General features: G+C 69.9%; 7 protein-coding genes. 4 read left to right on the plus strand and 3 right to left on the minus strand.

What is annotated here, in order from left to right; genetic code table 11:
- Positions 1 to 121 precede the first annotated feature (121 nt).
- Positions 122 to 14,806 (plus strand): non-ribosomal peptide synthetase, encoded by a 14,685-nt coding sequence (locus ROP_RS10495; RefSeq protein ID WP_012689312.1) that lies wholly within the window; start codon positions 122 to 124, stop codon positions 14,804 to 14,806.
- On the opposite strand, the gene ROP_RS10500 is transcribed toward ROP_RS10495, so the two are convergent.
- The 3 genes from ROP_RS10500 to ROP_RS10510 form a co-directional block, all read right to left on the minus strand.
- The gene (locus tag ROP_RS10500) at positions 14,741 to 15,457 is read right to left on the minus strand and encodes a M50 family metallopeptidase (RefSeq protein WP_012689313.1); all 717 of its coding nucleotides are present in this window, start codon (positions 15,455 to 15,457) and stop codon (positions 14,741 to 14,743) included. The genes ROP_RS10495 and ROP_RS10500 overlap by 66 nt on opposite strands.
- A 28-nt stretch (positions 15,458 to 15,485) precedes the next feature.
- Complete coding sequence (locus tag ROP_RS10505; protein WP_012689314.1) at positions 15,486 to 17,441, minus strand: aconitate hydratase; 1,956 nt, start codon at positions 17,439 to 17,441, stop codon at positions 15,486 to 15,488.
- A 131-nt stretch (positions 17,442 to 17,572) separates the two neighbouring features.
- On the minus strand, positions 17,573 to 18,760 hold the full coding sequence (locus tag ROP_RS10510) for an AAA family ATPase (protein ID WP_012689315.1): 1,188 nt from the start codon (positions 18,758 to 18,760) through the stop codon (positions 17,573 to 17,575).
- Positions 18,761 to 18,937: 177 nt separating this feature from the next.
- Between ROP_RS10510 and ROP_RS10515 the strand changes: the two genes are divergently transcribed.
- From ROP_RS10515 to ROP_RS10525, 3 genes are read left to right on the plus strand one after another with little or no spacing between them, the layout of a single operon-like run.
- Positions 18,938 to 19,525, plus strand: a complete 588-nt coding sequence (locus ROP_RS10515; RefSeq protein ID WP_012689316.1) for a sigma-70 family RNA polymerase sigma factor — start codon at positions 18,938 to 18,940, stop codon at positions 19,523 to 19,525.
- Between the two features lie 52 nt (positions 19,526 to 19,577).
- Positions 19,578 to 20,675, plus strand: a complete 1,098-nt coding sequence (locus ROP_RS10520) for a WD40/YVTN/BNR-like repeat-containing protein (RefSeq protein WP_012689317.1) — start codon at positions 19,578 to 19,580, stop codon at positions 20,673 to 20,675.
- The gene (locus ROP_RS10525; RefSeq protein WP_012689318.1) at positions 20,672 to 20,962 is read left to right on the plus strand and encodes a MoaD/ThiS family protein; all 291 of its coding nucleotides are present in this window, start codon (positions 20,672 to 20,674) and stop codon (positions 20,960 to 20,962) included. The genes ROP_RS10520 and ROP_RS10525 overlap by 4 nt, the downstream gene beginning before the upstream one ends.
- Positions 20,963 to 20,964 lie beyond the last annotated feature (2 nt).

Consider the following 20,964-nt stretch of genomic DNA (forward strand, 5'->3'; position numbering starts at 1 on the left):
CCGGCAGTAGCACTATCTAGAGGTTTCTAAGCAATCTCCTAGAAATCTGGGGCAGACTCCTGAGTGGAGGTACCTCAGCGAGCAGCGTCGTGCGGGGACGGATGCGTGAGAGAAGTCAGCGATGAGTTCACCGACCTCGGTTGGTCCCGGAGACTCGTCTGCGCACGCCTTCCCGCTGTCTCCCGCGCAGATGGGGATGTGGCTCGCTCAGCACGTCGATCCCACGGTTCCCGTGTCGGTCGCGCAATATGTCGACATCCGCGGTGAGCTGAATCGTGACGCCCTGAGTGCGGCGTGTGTGCGGGCGGCGGCCGAGTTCGAATCGTTCTTCCTGAGATTTTCCGAGGCCGACGGGGTGCCCGTGCAGTGGATGGACTCGAGTCTGAGTGCGACCGTGGGCTACGTCGACTTCCGCAGTGCGCCGGATCCCCCGGCGGCGGCTCACGGGTGGATGCGCACCGAGACCGCGGCGCCGATCGATGTCCTGCGTGACCGTTTGACGGTCTCGTTCCTTCTCCATGTCGGGACGAACCGCTATTTCTGGTATTCCCGCGCCCACCACATCGCCCTGGACGGTTACGGCTCCGTCACGATGGTCTATCGCATTGCCGCGCTCTACTCCGCCGCGGTGCGTGGAGTGCCGCCGCCCGCGAGCAGGGCGCTCGGTGTGCGACGCGTCCACGACTTGGAGATCGACTACGTCGGCTCCGCGCGCCGGGACGCCGACCGGGAGTACTGGACCGAGACGATGCGCGGCGTCACGCATGTGAGTTCGCTGGCGCACAGCTACGCACCCGCGGCCGCCGGTTCCCGGGACGTGGGCGGAACGTTGACCACCGAGATGGTCGACCGGCTGGAGAAATGCTCGGCGGCGCACGGGGTCAACCCTGCGACGCTCACGGTCTCCGCGGTCGCCGGCTATCTGGCGCGCACGACCGGTGAGGACGACGTCACGCTCAGCCTGCCGGTGTCGGCCCGGACGACGGCGGCGCTACTCCGGTCCGGCGGCATGGTGTCGAATGTGGTGCCGCTGCGGATCACGGGCGCGGGGACGGCGACCGTCGGCGATCTGGTGTCCCGCACGCGTCTCGCGATGTCCGGCGCACTGCGGCATCAGCGGTACCGGCACGAGGACATTCGCGCCGATCTGGGAGACACACTGACCGGGCCGCGACTGTTCGGCCCCGCCGTCAACATCATGTTGTTTCCGGAGGAGATCGAGCTCGGCTCGCTGACGGGCCACTTGCATGTGCTGTCTTCAGGTCCGATCGAGGACCTCCTCGTCAATCTCTACCGGTACGGCCCCCGAGGACAACTGCACCTCGACTTCAAGGCGAATCCGCAGCTGTATTCGCAGGAGGATCTGGACGGCCACCACACGCGATTCCTGCGGTACTTTCGGCAGCTCCTCGAAGCCGAAACCGCGCAGCCGATAGGCGATCTCCCCGTCCTCACCGACGACGAAACGGCTGCGCTGGTCCCCTCCTCCGGACCTTCCGACAGTGCGCCCGCCACGCTCGCCGACGTGTTCCACGCTGCTGCCGCCCGCGATCCGGACGCGACCGCCGTCGTCTGCTCCGGCGGTGAGATCGCCTACCGGGAACTCGACGAGCGGTCGGGCCGGATCGCGGCGACGCTGGCACGGCTCGGCGTCGGGCCCGGCGACGTCGTGGCGGCGGCGTTCCCACGGTCCGCCGACTACGTGTGCGCGGTCTGGTCAGTCGCGAAGACGGGGGCCGCGTTCCTGCCGGTCGATCCGAACTATCCGGTCACGCGGGTGCGGCACATGCTCGACGACTCCCGCCCGGCGATCGGGTTGACCTCCGCGGAGTACGCGCCGATATTGCCGGCGACGACCGAGTGGCTTCTGATCGAGGACGCGGACGGTTCCGCCGCACCCGAGTCACGAACACCGGCAACACGACTCGACGACGTCGCGTATCTCATCTACACGTCCGGATCGACCGGTGTACCCAAGGGCGTGGCGGTCACCCACCGCGGGATCGCCAACCTCGTCTCCGCACAACGAACGCACCTCGACCTCGACGGCTCAGCCCGGGTTCTGCACGTCGCGTCGCCGAGTTTCGACGCGTCGATCTTCGAGATGCTGATGGCCTTCGGTTCCGCCGCCACACTCGTTGTCGCCCCGCCCACGGTCTACGGCGGATTTCCTCTGGCGCAACTGATGACGGCCGAGGGCATCACCCACGCAGTGCTCACCCCGTCGGTGGCGGCATCAGTGGAGCCCGGCGAAGTCGGAGGTCTGCGAACCCTGGTCGTCGCCGGTGAGGCGTGCCCACCGGAGCTGTTGTCGCGGTGGACGTCCCGATGCCGGATGATCGACGCGTACGGCCCGGCGGAGACCACCGTGATGGCGACTGTCAGCGATCCCCTGTCCGGAGCCGGTCCGGTCACCATCGGCCGGCCGATCGACGGCGTGAGGGCGGTGGTCCTCGACCATCGGCTCCGCCCGGTCCCCGTCGGTGTGGCCGGCGAACTGTACGTCGCGGGGGCCGCCCTGGCCCGCGGGTATTTCCGCCGGGCCCGGCAGACGTCGGAACGGTTCGTCGCCGATCCGTACGGACCGCCGGGTACCCCCATGTACCGCACCGGCGACACGGTCCGGTGGACCCGCGGCCACGAACTCGAGTACCTCGGCCGCAGGGACGAGCAGGTGAACCTCCGCGGCGTGCGCGTCGAACCCGGGGAGATCGACGCCACGCTCCGTCGTCATCCGGCGGTTCGGTTCGTCGTCACCGTGATTCGCTCGCAGGTTACCGGCGATCAGCTCGTGTCGTACGTGGACACCGGCACCGAGGCGGTGACCGAGCGGGAGTTGCTGTCGTTCCTCACCGCCGCACTGCCCGCGCATCTCGTGCCTGCCGGCGTCGTCGTGCTCCCGCACCTTCCGCTGACCCCGTCCGGCAAGCTGGATCGCGCTGCGCTTCCCGAACCCCACGTCCGGCCGTCGACCAGGGTCGCTCCCGAGGACGATCGGGAGCGGACGCTCCACGGCATCTACGCCGAGATCCTCGGAACCTCCGATTTCGGGGTGGACGAGTCGTTCTTCGCACTCGGTGGCGACAGCATCATGGCGATCCAATTGGCGTCCCGAGCACGAAGTGCGGGAATCTCGTTCACCCCGCGCGATGTGTTCGAGCGGCGGACGATCGCCCGACTCTGCCAAGTCGCCGGAAGCGATGTCGACCGGCGCGGACCGTCCCTCGAGGAGCTCCCCGGTGGCGGGGTCGGCGAGATGCCGCTCACGCCGGCTGCCCGGTTCCTGTTCGACCGGGTCTCCGTCGTCGACCGGTACGCGCAGGCTGTGGCGGTGGAAGTGCCACGAGGTGTGAACGCGGAGAAACTGCACGCGGTGATCGGTGCCGTCGTCGACCGGCACGACGCGCTGCGGGCGCGCCTCGGGCGCCGCTCCGACGGGACGGCGTTCCTCACGGTGCGGCCGGCCGGCGGGTCGCTGCCGGAGAACACGATCACCCGGGTCGCGCTGCCCGCCGACGCCGACCCGGAGCAACGCACGCAGGACGAGCACGAGACCGCGGTCCGGAGGTTGAATCCGGTTGCGGGCGTGATGATGCAATGCGTCTGGCTCGATCCCGGATCGGACCGTGGAGGGCGACTGCTTCTCGTCGCGCATCACCTGGTGATCGACGGGGTGTCGTGGCGGATCCTGATCGGCGACCTCGCCGCGGCGTGGGCGCACCTCGAGGCGGGGGTGTCGCCCACCCTTCCACCGGTCGGCACGTCCCTGCGCCGGTGGTCGCACGGACTGGCCGAGCAGGCGCAGCGACCCGCGCGGACGTCGGAGCTGACCTTCTGGCGCGACGTGACCGGCGCCGAGGATCCGCCACTCGGCACCCGGCCGCTCGACGCTCGGCGTGACGTGAATTCGACGGTGGACCGGATTCACACGAGAACATCTGCAACGCACCCGTTGCTCACCGACCTTCCGGCCGCCTTCCGCTGCGAGGTCAACGACGCGTTGCTCACCGCCCTTGCCCTCGCTCTCGCGCTGTGGCAACGCCGCCGTGGACGCCCGGCCACGCCGCCGATGATCCGGCTCGAGGGTCACGGCCGCGAGGAGGCGGTGCTGCCCGGCGCCGATCTGTCCCGCACCGTCGGGTGGTTCACCAGTATCTTTCCGGTCCGTCTCGACCTGGAGGACCTCGACCTGGACGATGCGTTCGCGGGCGGCCGCTCCGCGGATACCGCGATCATGGTGGTCAAGGAGCAGTTGCGTGCGGTGCCCGACAAGGGCATCGGCTACGGACTGCTGCGGCGTCCGCGGGACGATCTCGGTCAGATCGCGTTCAACTACCTCGGACGGCTCGACAACGCTGGCTCGGAGCATGATTGGCGGCCCGTGCGGGACGGCGCCGCGGTGTTCTCGGCCGCCGAACCCTCGATGCCGGTCACCGCGCTGATCGACATCACCGCGTTCACCACCGACGGTATCCTCGACGCCACGTTCGCGTTCCCGACGGGTGCGATTGCGGCAGAAGACGTGCAGGCTCTGGCCGATCTGTGGGAGCAGGCGCTGGCAGCGCTCTGCGCGGTGGCGCGCTCTCCTCACACGCGTGGGCTCGCTCCGTCCGATCTGCCGCTCGTCGCCGTGGACCGCGAAGACATCGAGGGGTGGGAACGCGACCGTCCGGGTCTGCTCGACGTGTGGCCGCTGACGCCGTTGCAGTCGGGTTTACTGTTCCACGCGGAATTCGTAGTCGCGGATCCCGATCCGTATGCGATGCAGGTGATCCTGAGTCTGCGCGGCCCCCTCGACAGGGACCGACTCCGGTTCGCGTGCGGCGCCGTCCTCGCGGGGCACGCGAATCTGCGCACCGCGTTCGTGCGCGACGGTCGCGGCGCCCCGGTGCAACTCGTACTCGACGACGTGCCGGTGCGGTGGCGGCACATCGACCTCCCGGACAATCCCGAGGAAATCCTGCTCGACGACCGCACCGCCCGCTTCGACGTGTCGGCCCCACCGCTGATTCGGTTCACCCTGCTGACGCGGGGTCCGGACCGTGCCGAACTGGCGATCACCGCCCACCACATGGTGCTCGACGGCTGGTCGATGCCGTTGCTGGTACGCGAACTCTTCGGCGCCTATCGGCGCGGTGACGCCCGCACCGAGTCACCGGATGCGAGCCCGTACCGCGACTTCCTCGAGTGGCTGGCGAAGAGGGACACCGACGCCTCGGCGCGGGCGTGGGCGTCAGCACTCGACGGCATCACCGAGCCAGCGGCCGCGGCGGAGGACACCCGCACCACGTCCGAGTCGGTGCTGGAACTGAGCGAGGAGGACACCCTCACGCTGACGGCTCGCGCGACCGAACTGGGAGTCACGCTGAGCACCATCGTCCAGGCAGCCTGGGGAATCGTCCTCGGACAGGCAACCGGCCGCGACGACGTCGTGATCGGCGAGGCCGTCTCGGGCAGGCCCCCGGAACTCGCCGGCGTCGAGAGCGCCGTGGGATTGTTCGTCAACACCGTCCCCGTGCGGATTCCACTCGAGCCCGGCATCGACGTTTCCACGTTCCTCACCCGCTTGCAGGCCGAGCACGTTCGGCTACTCGAACATCACTGGCTGGGCCTCACCGACATCCAGCGAGCGGCCGGGGTGGCGCCGCTGTTCGACACGTTGGTCGCGTTCGAGTCGTACCCGATGGACCGCACCGCGCTGCCGGAGGCCGCGGACGGACTCACGCTGGACGGGGTTCGCGCACACGATGCCTCGCACTACGCCGTGACGCTCGCGGTGACGGCGCACCCGGCCCTGCGGCTGACGGCGAAGTGCCGGTCACAGCGGTACGACGCCGCGGCGCTGCTCACGCGGGTCGGCCGCGTGCTCGACGGCATCGGCCGGGATCCGCACGTCGCCGTCGGCGGCCTCGACCTTCTCGGCGCGGCGGAGCGGGAGCGGGTGCTGCGCACCTGGAACGCGACGGACGCACCGGTACCCACGGCCACATTGGTGGACCTGTTCGACGCGCAGGTCGAGCGCTCGCCCGGTGCCGTGGCGGTGGTGTTCGGCGCGGAACGGTTGACGTACGCCGAGTTCGACGCGCAGGCGAATCAATTGGCGCGGTATCTGGTAGCGAGGGGCGTCGGACCGGAAAGCGTCGTCGGGGTGGCGGTTCCCCGTTCGATCCGGCTTCTCGTCGCGCTGCACGCGGTGCTGAAGACCGGCGGCGCCTACTTGCCCGTGGATCCCGGGCACCCGCTCGGACGCACCGCTCTCGTACTCGACTCGGCCGCACCCGCACTGCTGCTCACCTCCGGGAATCACATTGCCCCGGCCGGGGTGACCGTCGTCGATCTCGACCTGCTCGACGTGTCCGGATACGACCCTGCGCCCGTGACCGATTCCGCGCGGCATTCACCGCTGCGCCCGGCGAATGCCGCGTACGTCATCTACACGTCCGGTTCCACGGGACGACCCAAGGGCGTCACGGTGACCCACGAGATGATGGTCAACCAGTTCCGCTGGGCGCAGACGCTGACGCCGCTCGACGGTACCGATGCGGTGCTGCACAAGACTCCGCTCACGTTCGACATCTCGGCGTGGGAATTGCTCTGGCCGTTGCATACCGGCGCACGGGTGGTGATCGCCGAACCCGGCGGTCACGCCGACCCCCGCTATCTGGCGCGGACCGTCGCGCAGCAGTCGATCACGACGCTCCATGTCGTCCCGTCGATGCTCGACGCCTTCCTGGAGCAGTGCGGGCCGCAGGTTCCCCCGGCTGTGCGTCGCGTGTATTCGGCGGGCGAGTCGCTGTCCGCGGCCACTGCGGCAACATTCGCGCAGCGCAGTGCCGCTGCGCTGTACAACTGGTACGGCCCGTGCGAGGCGGCGGTGGCGACGTCGGAGTCGTTCGACGGCAACGGGATCGGCGCGGCGGTCCCCCTCGGCCGTCCCGTCCACAACATACGTACGTACGTGCTCGACCGTCGGCTGCGACCGGTGCCGGCCGGGACGACGGGCGAGTTGTACCTTGCGGGTGCGTACCTGGCGCGCGGTTACACCGGACGCCCCGACCTGACCGCCGACCGCTTCGTCGCCGATCCGTTCGACGACCCGGGCAGTCGGATGTACCGCACCGGCGACCTGGTGCGGTGGAACGCAACCGGCCGGCTCGAGTACCTCGGGCGCACCGACTTCCAGATCAAGCTCCGCGGCCAGCGCATCGAACCCGGCGAGATCGAGGCGGCACTGACGTCGGATCCGGCGGTGAGGCACGCCGCGGTCGCCGTGCAGCGTTACCCCGATGCCGGAGATCGGCTGATCGCCTACGTCGTGGCCGCGGAGGGTGCACGGCCGGACGAGGCCCGGATCACCCAGCGACTCGCGACCCTGCTCCCGGCCTACATGATTCCGTCCGCCCTCGTCCCGCTTCCGGCGCTGCCCGTCACCACCAGCGGAAAGCTGGATCGCGCCGCCCTGCCGGAACCGGGGCCCGCGAGGTCACCGTCCGATCCGCCCGCCACCCCCGCCGAGGACGTGATCGCGTTCGTGTTCGCGGAGGTCACCGGGACCGCGTCCGTCGGGCGGGGCGACAACTTCTTCGCCGCCGGCGGGAACTCGCTGACCGCTGCGCAGGCCGTCGCCCGCATCGGAGCGGCGCTCGCAACCACCGTCGACCTCCGCGAATTGTTCGACCACCCCACGGTCGCGGACCTGTCGGCGTATCTTGCGGACTGCGGCCACGAGACCGCGCAGGCGCCCCTGGTCGCCCGCGCCCCGGCCGCCCACGTGCCGCTGTCGCTCGCCCAGCAACGCCTGTGGTTCCTGAACCGGCTCGACGGACGCTCGGCCACCGACAGCATTCCCGTCGTGCTCCGCCTCACCGGCACGCTCGACGAATCAGCCTTGTGTGCGGCGGTGGGTGACGTGATCGAACGCCACGAACCCCTGCGCACCGTCTACCCCGAGCACGACGGGATCCCGTGCCAGCACGTTCTCCCCGCGACCGCCGTGCCGCCGTGCACGGTGCGGGAGACCGCGGACCCGGCCGGCCGAGTGCGGGAACTGCTGTCGGCGGGATTCGACCTCACCGCCGAACCCCCGGTCCGCGCCGAACTTCTCGCGGTCGGCACCTGCGAGTGGGTGCTCGCCCTCGTCGTCCACCACATCAGCGCCGACGGGTTCTCGCTCGGGCCGCTCGCCCGGGACGTGATGGCGGCGTACCGCGCGCGGGCACAGGGTCACGCGCCGGTGTGGGCGCCACTGCCCGTCCGCTACGCCGACTACACCCTCTGGCAGCGTGAACTGCGGGACCGGCAACCGGGCCTGGCGTACTGGAGGCAGACCCTGTCCGGGATGCCCGAACTCCTCCCCCTGCCGTTCGACCGCGCCCGCCCGCCCGTCGCGACGCACCGCGGCGCCGATGTCGCGTTCACCCTCGACGCGCAGACGCACCGGCGGATTCGGGCACTCGCGCGCACCCACGACGCCACTCCGTTCATGGTCGTGCACACGGCGCTGGCCGTCCTCGCGGCCAGACTCGCAGGCACCTCGGACCTCGTTCTCGGCACTCCGATCGCGGGGCGCGGGCCGCGCGCGCTGGACGACCTCGTCGGGATGTTCGTCAACACACTGGTGTTGCGGACGAACCTCGCACTCCACGACACGTTCGCCGGCACTCTCACCCGGGTGCGGGACGTCGACCTCGGCGCCTACTCCCACTCGGACGTCTCGTTCGAGGAGATCGTGGAGGCGGTCGCACCCGAGCGGTCGCGCGGTCGCAATCCGCTGTTCCAGCTGGCGCTGGCCTATCACAACACCGCACCCGTCGTGATCGACCTGCCGGAGGTCTCCGCCGCCGTCGTCGAGATCGACACACACACCGCGAAATTCGACCTCCAGCTCACCGTCTCCGAATCGCTCGACGACGAGGGCGGCCCCGGACCCCTCTCGTGCGTCTTCACCTACGCCACCGACCTGTTCGACGAGACCACCGTCGCCGAGTTCGCGGACCGGTTCCGCAGGGTGCTCCACACCGCACTCGCACATCCGCGCGTCGTGGTCGGCGACATCGACCTCCGCACCGCCGAGGAGAAGTCGGCAAGGCACGCAGGTGCGCCGTCGTTGCCGCGGCGGACACTGCCCGACCTGTTGTCCGCGGCCGCCGAACGGAATCCGGAGGGTCCGGCGTTGACGGCCGACGGCCGGTCGATGACGTATCGCGAACTCGACGAAGCGTCGAACCGTCTCGCCCGCGCGCTGATGCGGCGCGGGGCGGGACCCGAGACGATCGTCGCTCTCGCCCTGCCGCGCTCTGCGCTGTCCGTCGTGTCCGTGTGGGCCGTCGCGAAGACCGGTGCCGCGTTCGTCCCCGTCGACCCGCACTACCCCGCCACGCGGATCGAGTACCTGCTCGACGACTCCGGCGCCGCGCTCGGACTGACCACCGCCCCGGACCGCACGGCCGTGCCGGACGGAACCGACTGGCTGCTGCTCGACGCCCCGGACTTCCGAACCGAATGTCGCGGTTACTCTCCGGCCCCGATCACCGATGCCGAACGCACGCGGCCGCTGGACCTGCGCCACCCGGCGTACGTGATCTACACGTCCGGTTCGACGGGAAAACCCAAGGGTGTGGCGGTGACCCACACCGGACTCGCCGATTTCACTGCGGAACAGCGGGACCGGTATGCGGTGACGGCGGCCTCCCGCACCCTGCACAGTTCGTCCCCCGGCTTCGACGGCGCGATCCTCGAGATTCTGCTCGCAATCGGTGCGAGCGCCTGCATGGTGCTCACACCTCCGACGGTGCAGGGCGACGATCCGCTCACGGACGTGCTGGCCGGGGAGCGGGTCAGCCACGTGTTCACCACGCCGACAGTGCTGGCGACGGTCGACCCCCGCGGCCTGCACGACCTTCGGGTGGTCGTGGTGGGCGGCGAACCGTGCCCGCCGGAACTCGTGAAAGTCTGGGCGCCGCACAGGCACGTGTCGCTGCTCAACGGATACGGCCCGACCGAGACGTCGGTGATGACCACCATCAGCGACCCGATGGTGGCCGATCGGCCGGTCACCATCGGCCACCCCGTCCGCGGCGCCGCGGTATTCCTGCTCGATGCGCGTCTGCACCCGGTTCCGACGGGAGTGGCCGGCGAACTCTACATCCGCGGTCCGGGCGTTGCGCGCGGCTACCATCGCAGGCCCGCGCTGACCGCCGCACGGTTCGTCGCCTGCCCGTCCGGCAGCGCCGGGGAACGGCTGTACCGGACGGGCGACGTGGGCCGGTGGCGCCGCGACGGGTCGATCGAGTACCTGTACCGCAACGACGCGCAGGTCGAACTGCGGGGTGTGCGAATCGAACTCGGTGAGATCGACGGGACTCTCCGCACGCATCCGGGGGTGCGGTTCGCGGCGACGGACGTGCGTGAACTCCGCGACGGTGTCGACGCACTCGTCTCGTACATCGTCCCGGAGCGGGACCAGACGGTCGATCCGGATCAGCTGATCCGTTATGCGTCGACGCGCCTGCCCGCACCGCTGGTACCCGCGATCGTGGTCGTCCTGGACGCGATGCCGCTCACCGTCAACGGGAAACTCGACCGCTCGGCGCTCCCCGACCCCGTGCCGGCGGCCACCGACTTCGAGGCCCCGCACACCCCCGCCGAGCGGGTGGTGGCGACGGTGTTCGCCGAGGTGCTCGGACTCGACCTCGTGGGACGCGACGCGAACTTCTTCGCCCTCGGTGGCACGTCGCTGTCCGCGACGCGCGCGGTGTCCCGGATCGGCGCCGCGCTGGCGACGTCGGTGCCGGTGCGCGCGGTGTTCGACTCCCCGACCGTCTCCGGACTCGCGGCGGCCGTCACCGAGCAGACCGACGGGGCGGCACACGTCGCCCTGACCGTGCGCCCGCGCCCACCCCGCGTCCCGCTGTCGCCTGCGCAGCAACGACTGTGGTTCCTCGCCCGCCTGGCGCCCGGCTCCCCCGAGTACAACATTCCGATGGCGCTGCGGCTCGACGGAACACTCGACGTCGCCGCCCTCGCCGCGGCCGTGGCCGATGTGGTGGGCCGGCACGAACCGCTGCGCACCCTGTACCCGGACAGTGACGGCGCCGCCTACCAGCAGTTGATCCCGGCGTCGCGGGCCACCCCGTCCCTCCGGCCGATACCCGTGGCCCGGGGCGACGTCGCCGCGCGGGTCGCGACGTTCGCGTCGCAGGGTTTCACCCTGGGCGCCGAACCACCGATCCGTGCCCGGCTGTTCGCCCTCGCCGCCGACGAGTGGGTGCTCGCCGTCATGGTCCATCACATCAGCGCGGACGGATTCTCGGTGCCGCTGCTCGTCCGCGATCTGATGACTGCCTACGAGGCACGGGTCGCGGGAGCGGCGCCGCGGTGGGCCGAACTGCCGGTCCAGTACACGGATTACACCCTGTGGCAGCACGAACTGCTGGGGGACCGCGACGATCCGCAGTCCGTCGCGGCGCGGGAACTGTCGTACTGGAAGGATGCGTTGTCCGGTGCGCCGGAGCAGTTGTCGCTGCCCACCGACCGGCCGCATCCGGCCATCGCGTCGCACCGCGGCGGCACCGTCGAATTCGCGCTCGACGATGCCCTGTACCGCGCGGTCGAGCACACCGCGTCGACGTGTGCCGTCACGCCGTTCATGGTGGTGCACGCCGTGTTCGCCGTGCTGCTCGCGAAGCTGAGCGGCTCCGCGGACATCGTGATCGGCACGCCCGTCGCGGGACGCGGGGATCAGGCACTCGACGAACTGGTGGGCATGTTCGTCAACAACCTGGTTCTGCGCACCGAGGTGCGTCCCGCGGAAGGCTTCGCGGACCTGCTCGGCCGGGTGCGGGAGGACGACCTGGACGCGTTCGCGCACTCGACCGTCCCGTTCGAGACCGTGGTCGAGGCGCTCGACCCCACCCGGTCACGCGCCCGCAATCCGCTGTTCCAGGTGGCCCTGGCGTTCCAGAACCTCGACCACACCCCGCTCACCCTGCCCGGACTGCGGGTCTCGGCGACGACGCCCCCCACCCGGTCGGCCCGATTCGACCTGCAACTCACCGTGACCGCCGATCCGGATCCGTCGACGGAACACCCCCGGCGGGCGGCCGTCTTCACCTACGCCACCGACCTGTTCGACCATCACACGGTCATGGAGATCGGCGAACGCTTTCTCCGGACGCTGAGCGAGGCCGTCGCGCAACCGCATCGCGCTGTCGGCGACCTCGCCCTGGTCGATCCGGACCCGGATGTCCCCGCTTCGGCGCCGTCCTCCGCTCAGACCCTCGTCGATCTGTTCGAGCGGCACGTCGACATGACACCGGACGCCGACGCGGTCGTCGCGGGTGACCGCGTGCTCACCTACGGTGAACTCGACCGGCAGGTCAATCGACTCGCCCGCCACCTGATCGGCGCAGGCGCGGGCCCGGAGTCTCTGGTGGGATTGGCGATTCGCCGCTCCGTCGACCTCCTCGTCGGAATGTATGCCGTCGCGAAGGCGGGCGCGGCGTACGTGCCGATCGATCCCGACCAGCCCGCGCAGCGCAACGCCCAGATCATCCGGGCCTCGGACACGCGGATCGTCCTTACCACCGAACGCGATCGGTTCGACCTCGCCGATGTCCTGCCCGCGGAGACGCTGCTCGTCGTCGTCGACCGGGTCGACCTGTCGGGGTTCGATCCGTCGCCGGTCTCCGACGTCGACCGGACTGCTCCCCTGCGGGCACAGAACCCCGCGTATGTGATCCACACGTCGGGATCGACGGGCACCCCCAAGGGCGTCGTCGTGACCCATGCGGCCGTCGTGAGCTTCCTGACCTGGCGGCAGGACACGGACCCGCTCGGCGCGGGTGACACGGTGATGCTCAAGTTGCAGTACACGTTCGACGCGTCCGTTCGCGAATTCTGGTGGCCGCTGATCGCCGGTGCGCGGCTGGTGATCGCCCGACCCGACGGCCACCGCGACCCTCGGCATCTCGCCGATCTGATCGAACGGCACCGGGTGACCGCCGGGTACTTCCTTCCGCTGATGCTGGCCGAGATCCTCGCGATCCCCGACGCGGATCTCACGTCGCTGCGGCAGGTGTCCTGCGGCGGCGAGGTTCTGCCGCCGGGTACCGCCCACAGTTTTCACGCCCGGTGCCCGGGCACGGTCCTCTACAACGAGTACGGTCCGACCGAGACGGCCGTCGCCGTGACCCGCACCGTCGTCGGAGCGGTAGACGCGACCGTCCCGATCGGCGTGCCGCAGCGCGATGTCGGTGCGCTCGTGCTGGATTCGCGGCTGCATCCGGTGCCTGCCGGAGTTCCCGGTGAGCTCTACCTCTCGGGAGCGCAGTTGGCCCGCGGCTATCTCGGGCAGCCGGGGACGACGGCCTCCCGCTTCCCGGCGAATCCCTGGGGACCGCCCGGCACCCGGATGTACCGGACGGGCGACGTGGTGCGCCGGCGCAGGGACGGCACGCTCGACTACCTCGGCCGGCGGGACCTTCAGGTGAAGATCCGCGGTCAGCGCGTCGAACTGGAGGAGATCGAGACGGCATTGCGGCGCAACACCGCCGTCGCGCACTCAGCGGCGGCCGTCTATGACTCCCCTGCCACGGGTTTTCGGCTGGTCGGCTACGTCGTGCCACGTCCGGGCGGAGACGTGGACACTCGTGCCGTGTCGGCGGAACTGGCGCAACGACTGCCCCGGTACATGGTGCCCAACCAGATCGTGGTGCTGGGCGCACTGCCGTCGACGCCCCACGGCAAGCTGGATCGGCGCGCGCTCCCCGATCCGGGTGTGCCCCGGGCGCAGCGGTTCCGCCCGCCGACGACCCGCACCGAGAAACTGGTCACGGCGGTGTACGCGGACGTGCTCGGCACCGGCCTGGTGGGGCTGGACGACAACTTCTTCGAGCTGGGCGGCAACTCGTTGTCCGCGACCAGGGCCGCGTCGCGGCTGCACGCCACGACGAACGTCGAGGTCCGCCTCGACTGGTTCTTCACCGACGCGACCGCGGAGAGCATCGCCGCGCGGATCTCGTCGAGTTTCGCTGCTGCCTCCGACACCTCCGCCGCTCTCGAGGTGCTGCTGCCGCTGCGGCCGGACGGCGAGCGGGAGCCACTGTTCTGCATCCATCCGGCCGTCGGGCTGGCCTGGTGCTATTCGGGATTGAGTGCGTATCTTCGCCCCGACCGCGCGGTCTGGGGTGTGCAATCGCCCGCCGTGACTGCCGGCGGCGAGCGGTTCACGACGATCACCGAGCGCGCCGCACGCTACGTTCAGGAGATCCGGCGCGTGCAGCCGCGGGGGCCGTACCACCTGCTCGGATACTCGGCAGGCGGCGTGATCGCGCACGCGATGGCGGTCGAGTTGCGGTCGTGCGGCGAGGAGGTCGGTGTGCTCGCGATGATCGACAGCTACGCCTCGGCGGAACGGGACACCCCGGTACCGACGCTGCCGGAACTGCTCGCGGAATTCGACGGCGCGGCGGCCGAGCAGCTGGGTCCGGAGCAGCTGGCCCGGTTGTACGAGGACTACGTCGACGTCGTCGACGCCGCCGCGGACTTCGTGCCGGAACGCTTCGACGGCAGCCTGCTGTTCTTCGGCGCGGCCGGTCCCCCCGCAGCGTGCGCGACGTGGCGGCCGTGGATCGGCGGGGAGGTGTTCGCGCACACCATCGACCGTCCGCATGCGCAGATGACCGACCCGGAGGCGCTGGCCGTCATCGGACCGATCCTCGCCGGCTACCTCGACGGCGCCTCAGCCGCCGACGGGACGGAGAATCCACCAGCCACCCAGCGCGAGACAGCCCAGCGTGACGAGTAGGGACAATCCCACCCACACGATGCCGGGAACCCGGGTGAGCCGCGCCAGCTGGTCCGCGTCCGAGTGCGGTGCCGCGCCTCGGGAGCGTTGACGCTGCAGTTCCAGGACCGGCCGCGGGGCGGCCACGAGCATGAACAGCGTGATCAGATAGGCCGCCCCGACCTGCTGGTCCTGCGTGCCGAACCAGACGAGCCCGAACAGCAGCGCCCCGACCACCGTGAGGGAGAACAATCCGTAGAGGTTCCGGACGAGGATCAGCATGGCCGCGAGTGCCACGACACCGATCCACAGCACCGCGACCGCGTGCTGGGTGCCCAGCACCCAGGCCGCGCCGAGCCCCAGGAGGGCGGGACCCACGTAGCCGGCGAACGTCATGAGGACCACGCCGAGTCCGGTCGGCTTACCGGACGAGATGGCGACACCCGACGTGTCCGAGTGCAGCCGCACCCCCTTCAGCGTGCGGCCGAACAGCAGGGCGACCACCAGATGCGCGCCCTCGTGCACGATGGTCACCACGTTGCGGGTGATTCGCCAGGCGTGCGGTTCGAGAACGAGTATCACCGCCACCACGGCCGTGATCTGAACGATCCAGGGAGCCGGCGCGGGGCTGACGGCGCTCACGCGCTCCCACAACGAGTGCATTCCATTCATCGGCGCCGAGTGTACGGCGACCGGCCGATCACTCCCTGCGCGCCAGCTGTGGGATCAATCCGCCCGCGAGCACGTCGTCGACCTGACGCGGAGACAGCCGATGTCGCACCGGGATCTCCACGTCACGGGTCGAGTCGAACAGGGTCAGACGAGGGCCGGACCGAATGGCCTCCCGGACCCCGTCGAGGATCAGCACGTCGTCCTGCCGGATCGTGTCGTAATCGTCCGGGTTCTCGAATTCGAGCGCGAGCACACCGAAGTTGGCGAGGTTCTGCCAGTGGATACGGGCGAACGAGGTCGCGATCACCGCGTGCAACCCGAGGTACCGCGGGGTGATCGCGGCGTGCTCGCGCGAGGACCCCTGCCCGTAGTTGTCGCCGCCGACGATGAAATGTCCGGTGGTCTTCGCCGTCTCCTCCGCGCGCGCCGGATAGGTCTCGTCGACCTGGGTGAACGTGAACCGGGACAGCTTGGGAATGTTGGAACGGAACGGCAGGGCCCGCGCCCCGGCCGGCGAGATCTCGTTGGTGGAGATGTTGTCACCGACCTTCAGAAGTACCGGAGCCTCGATCCGGTCGGGCAGCGGCGGAAACTCGGGCAGGGACGAGATGTTGGGCCCCTTCACGAGTTCGACGTGCCGCGCCTCCTCCTCCGGCAGCGGAGCCACCAGCATGGCGGTGTTGACGGTGGCCGTCTCCGGAAGCGTGAGCTCGGGGTACGGCATCCCCACGTGCTCCGCCCAGTCCCGTGGATCGGTGATCACGCCGGTGAGAGCCGACGCGGCCGCCGTTTCAGGTGAACACAGCCACACGGAGTCCTCCCGGGTGCCCGAGCGCCCCGGGAAATTGCGGGGCATCGTCCGGAGCGAATTCCGGCCGGTCGCCGGCGCCTGGCCCATCCCGATACAGCCCATGCACCCGGATTGATGAATTCGGGCGCCGGCCACGACGAGTTCGAGCGTGGCACCCATCCGGGTCAGGTCCGCCAGGATCTCCCGCGAACTCGGATTGACGTCGAAGCTCACGCTCGGGTCGGTCTGTCTCCCCGAGACCATGGCCGCAACGATCGCGAAGTCGCGCAGCCCGGGATTGGCGGACGACCCGATCACCACCTGGCTGACGTCCGCACCGGCGACCTCCCGGACGGGCACCACGTTTCCCGGCGACGACGGTGTCGCGATCAGCGGTTCGATCGTCGACAGGTCGAGGTGTTCGTGCACGTCGTACTCCGCGCCCGCGTCGGCGAGCAGTTCCACGAAGTCGTCCTCCCTGCCCTCGGCGCGCAGGAATTCGCGGACGGCGTCGTCGGCGGGAAAGATGGACGTGGTGGCGCCCAGTTCGGCGCCCATGTTCGCGATCACATGACGATCCATCGCCGTCAACGTCGCGAGTCCTTCACCGTGGTATTCGATGATTCTGTCGAGCCCGCCCTTGACCCCGTGGCGGCGGAGCATCTCGAGGATGACGTCCTTCGCCGAACTCCAGTCGGGAAGCCTGCCGGTCAGCTCCACTCCCCAGATCCGGGGCATCCGCAGGTGCAGGGGCTGACCCGCGATCGCCAGGGCGACCTCCAGCCCACCGACACCGATGGCCAGCATGCCCAGCGACCCCGCTGCCGGGGTGTGCGAGTCGGAACCGACCATGGTCTTGCCGGGAACACCGAAGCGCTGCATGTGGGTGGGGTGCGACACGCCGTTGCCCGGCTTCGAGAACCACAGCCCGTACCGCAGCGCGGCGGTGCGGAGGAACTCGTGGTCCTCGGCGTTCTTCTCGTCGGTCTGCAGCAGATTGTGGTCGACGTATTGCGCACTCAACTCGGTCTTGATGCGGTCGAGGTGGAGCGCCTCGAGTTCCTGCATTACCAGGGTTCCGGTGGCGTCCTGGGTGAGGGTCTGGTCGATCCGGATCGAGATCTCCTCCCCCGGTTCCATCCGGCCGTCGAGGAGGTGCGCACCGATGACCTTGCGGGCGACAGTGTCCGACATCGCTGATCCCTTCGTCGTACCTCCAGGATGCGCCGGAGCCACCGCGAGGGCCAGCGCCCGGAACACGTCCAGGCACTCGACAGGAGAATCTTCGGCTCTCTACGACAATCGGTAGAGAGCGCTAGATTTTGCTAGTCGTGCTGCGCGCGCAGATACTTCCCGAAGTGCGGAACGGTGAATCCGATCGACCCGCGCTCGGCCGAGTAGATCAACCCCTTCTTGATCAGCCCGTCCCGCGCCGGTGACAGCGACGCGGGCTTGCGGCCGAGTTCGGACGCGATCGCCGCCGTCGAGACCGGGCCGTCGTCCCCGGAGAGATCGGCCATCGCGCGCATGTACTCCCGCTCGGCCGGTGTCGCCCGCTCGTATCGCGAACCGAAGAACCCGACCGCCAGTTCCTCCTCCGCGGTCGGCTCGGCTACCCGCACGTCCTCCTCCGTGATGGGGCTCGCCGCGGCCACGTCCCACGTCGCCTTGCCGTACGCCTGGACGAAGTAGGGGTAGCCGTCGGCCGCGGCGTACAACGCGTCGAGTGCCTCGTCCGTGAACTTCACGTCCTCGCGTTCGGCGGGCGCGATCAGCGCCCGGTCCGCGGACACCCGGTCCAGCCGGTCGATGCGGTGGTAGCTGAACAACCGTTCCGAGTAGCTCTTGGACGCCGACAGCACCGCGGGCAGGTGCGGCAGTCCGGCACCGACCACGATCAGCGGGGCCGCGTCCTGGCTGAGTTCGTGGCAGGCCCCGCACACGGCGGAGACGTCCGCGGCGCCGAGGTCCTGCATCTCGTCGATGAACAGCGCGATCCCGACGCCGACGTCGCGGGCCAGGGACGACGCGTCGAGCAGCAGTTCCACCAGGTCGATCTCGATGTCCCCGGAATCGGCGCGCCCCTTCACCGCGGGCGCGTCGATCCCCGGCTGCCACCGCTCCCGCATGCCCTTGTCTGCCGTCGCGCGCAGGGCGAACGACTTCAGGACGCCGAGGAACTCCTCCACCCGGTCGGGGTCGCGGTGCGAGCCGGCGATCTCCCGAATCGCCATGTGCAACGCCGAGGACAGCGGCCGCCGCAGATCCTGATCCGGGCGGGCCTCGATCTTCCCGGTTCCCCACCGCCGCGAGATGGCCGCCGACCGCAGGTGGTTCAGCAGGACCGTCTTCCCGACCCCGCGCAGACCCGTCAGCATCACACTGCGCTCCGGACGGCCGCGCGCGATCCGCTCGAGCACCACGTCGAACGCGTCGAGCTGCCTCGTTCGTCCCGCGAGCTCCGGAGGGCGTTGGCCTGCGCCGGGGGCGTACGGGTTACGGACAGGGTCCATGGCCACGAAGGTAACAACCTCTGTTGCCGAATCTGCGCTCATCTAGCGCGTGTCCTAGATCCCGCTATGAAGTCCCGCCGGGAGGCCCGGGGTGGGTGCTTCCGCACCCTTCGGTGCCTATCGACGATCGCGCGTTCGACCGAGGCTGGATGCAGCCGCAGGAACAGGGAGAACACCATGATCGAATTGGACGCCAGAGCCGAGTTGGAACGACTCGCGCCGTACGCAGCGGCGGGCGACGAAGACGCCGTCGAAGAGGTTCTCCGGATTGCGCACCCGCTCGTGCACCGCTACTGCACGACCCGGCTCGAATCGGTGGATCACCCGCACACGACCGCCGACGACGTCACCCAGGACGTGTGCCTCGCGTTGATGAGCGCCCTGCGGACGTACCGGAACCAGGGAAAATCGTTGCTGTCGTTCATCTTCGGCATCGCCGCGCACAAGGTGTCCGACGCGCGGCGACGCGCCACCCGGCTGTCCGTACCGCAGACCGCGCGCGCCGCCGCCGCGCATCACGTGGTGGACGTCGAGGACGGCCCCGAGCATCACGTCCTGCGCGACGAACTGCGCGGCGAGATGGGACTGCTCGTCGAGACCCTCCCGGTCCGGCACCAGCAGATCCTCTTCATGCGCGTCATCGTGGGAATGTCAGCCGAACAGACCGCACGAGTCCTGGACACCACACCGGGCGCCGTCCGCGTTGCGCAGCACCGGGCGCTGAACCACCTGAGGGCACGGATCGGGCACGGACCGGCCCGCTGAGGGTTCCCGTTCCACCGTTGCCATTCGCCGGGCCGAATGGTCCGATGGAGTCATGAGCGCAGCCGACACCGTCCTGCTCGCGATCGGAACGAAGAAGGGCCTGTGGCTTGCCACCAGCCGCGACCGCGCCACCTGGTCGCTGTCGGGCCCGCACTTCCTGATGAACGAGATTCCGAGTATCGGGATCGACACGCGCGGTGGGCGCACCCGCATCCTGGTCGGGGTCCGGTCCGAACACTGGGGTCCGACCGTCGCGCACTCCGACGACCTGGGTGCCACCTGGACGGAACCGGACCACGGCGCCATCCGCTTCGCCGACGGCGACGGCGCCGCACTCGAGCGGGTGTGGCAGATCCGCCCCGACACGGACGACCGGCCTGGTGTCGTGTGGGCGGGGTGTGAGCCCATCTCGGTGTGGCGGTCGGTCGACGGCGGGGAGCATTTCGACCTCGAACGCGGACTGTGGGACCATCCGCACCGGCCGGAGTGGGGAGCCGGATACGGCGGCGCCGCAGCGCATTCCGTCGTCCCGCATCCACGGGACGAGAACACCGTGCACGTCGCGATGAGCACCGGAGGCGTGTACCGCACTACAGACGGGGGCGCGTCCTGGGAGCCGCGCAACACCGGGATCACGGCCTACTTCCTGCCCGACCCGAACCCGGAGTTCGGCCAGTGCGTCCACAAGATCGCCCGCGACGGCGTCGTCCCCGACCGGCTGTACGCCCAGAATCACCACGGGGTCTACCGCTCCGACGACAGCGGCGACACGTGGAAGTCGATCGCGGACGGGCTGCCGACGGACTTCGGGTTCGTGATGCTCACCCACCCCCGCCGCGAGGGAACGGTGTGGGTGGTACCGATCAAGGCGGACGGTGAACGCATCCCGCCGGACGGCCGGCTGGCCGTCTACCGGAGCGGGGACGCCGGGAACAGCTGGACGCGCCTCGACAGCGGGCTGCCGGACCGCGACTACAACGTGGTGCTCCGCGATGCCGCCGCGGTGGACACCGCCGACCCGGTCGGCGTGTATTTCGGCACACGCGGCGGCGAGGTCTACGGAAGCGCCGACGAGGGCGCAACGTTCGAGACGGTCGCGGCGCACCTGCCCGACGTGTTGTGTGTGCGGGCCGCGGTGATCGAATCATGAGCGGGGGCGTCACCGTTCGGGTTCCGCGGGCTCTGGCGTCGATCGTCGGCGGGGAGCGCTCCGTGCACGTGCCCCTCGACACCGCCTCGACGGTGTCCCACGTGCTCGACGTCCTCGCGGGAGAGTTCCCGGTCCTCGGCCGCCGGATCCGGGACGAGACCGGCGCCCTGCGGCGGTACGTCAACGTCTACGTGGACGGCGAGGACGTGCGGCTCCTCGGCGGCGTCGGCACCGCGGTGGCCCCCGGGCAGGAACTGCAGATCCTGCAGTCCGTCGCCGGTGGGTGAGC

This window comes from Rhodococcus opacus B4, assembly GCF_000010805.1.
Classification (GTDB): Bacteria; Actinomycetota; Actinomycetes; order Mycobacteriales; family Mycobacteriaceae; genus Rhodococcus_F; species Rhodococcus_F opacus_C.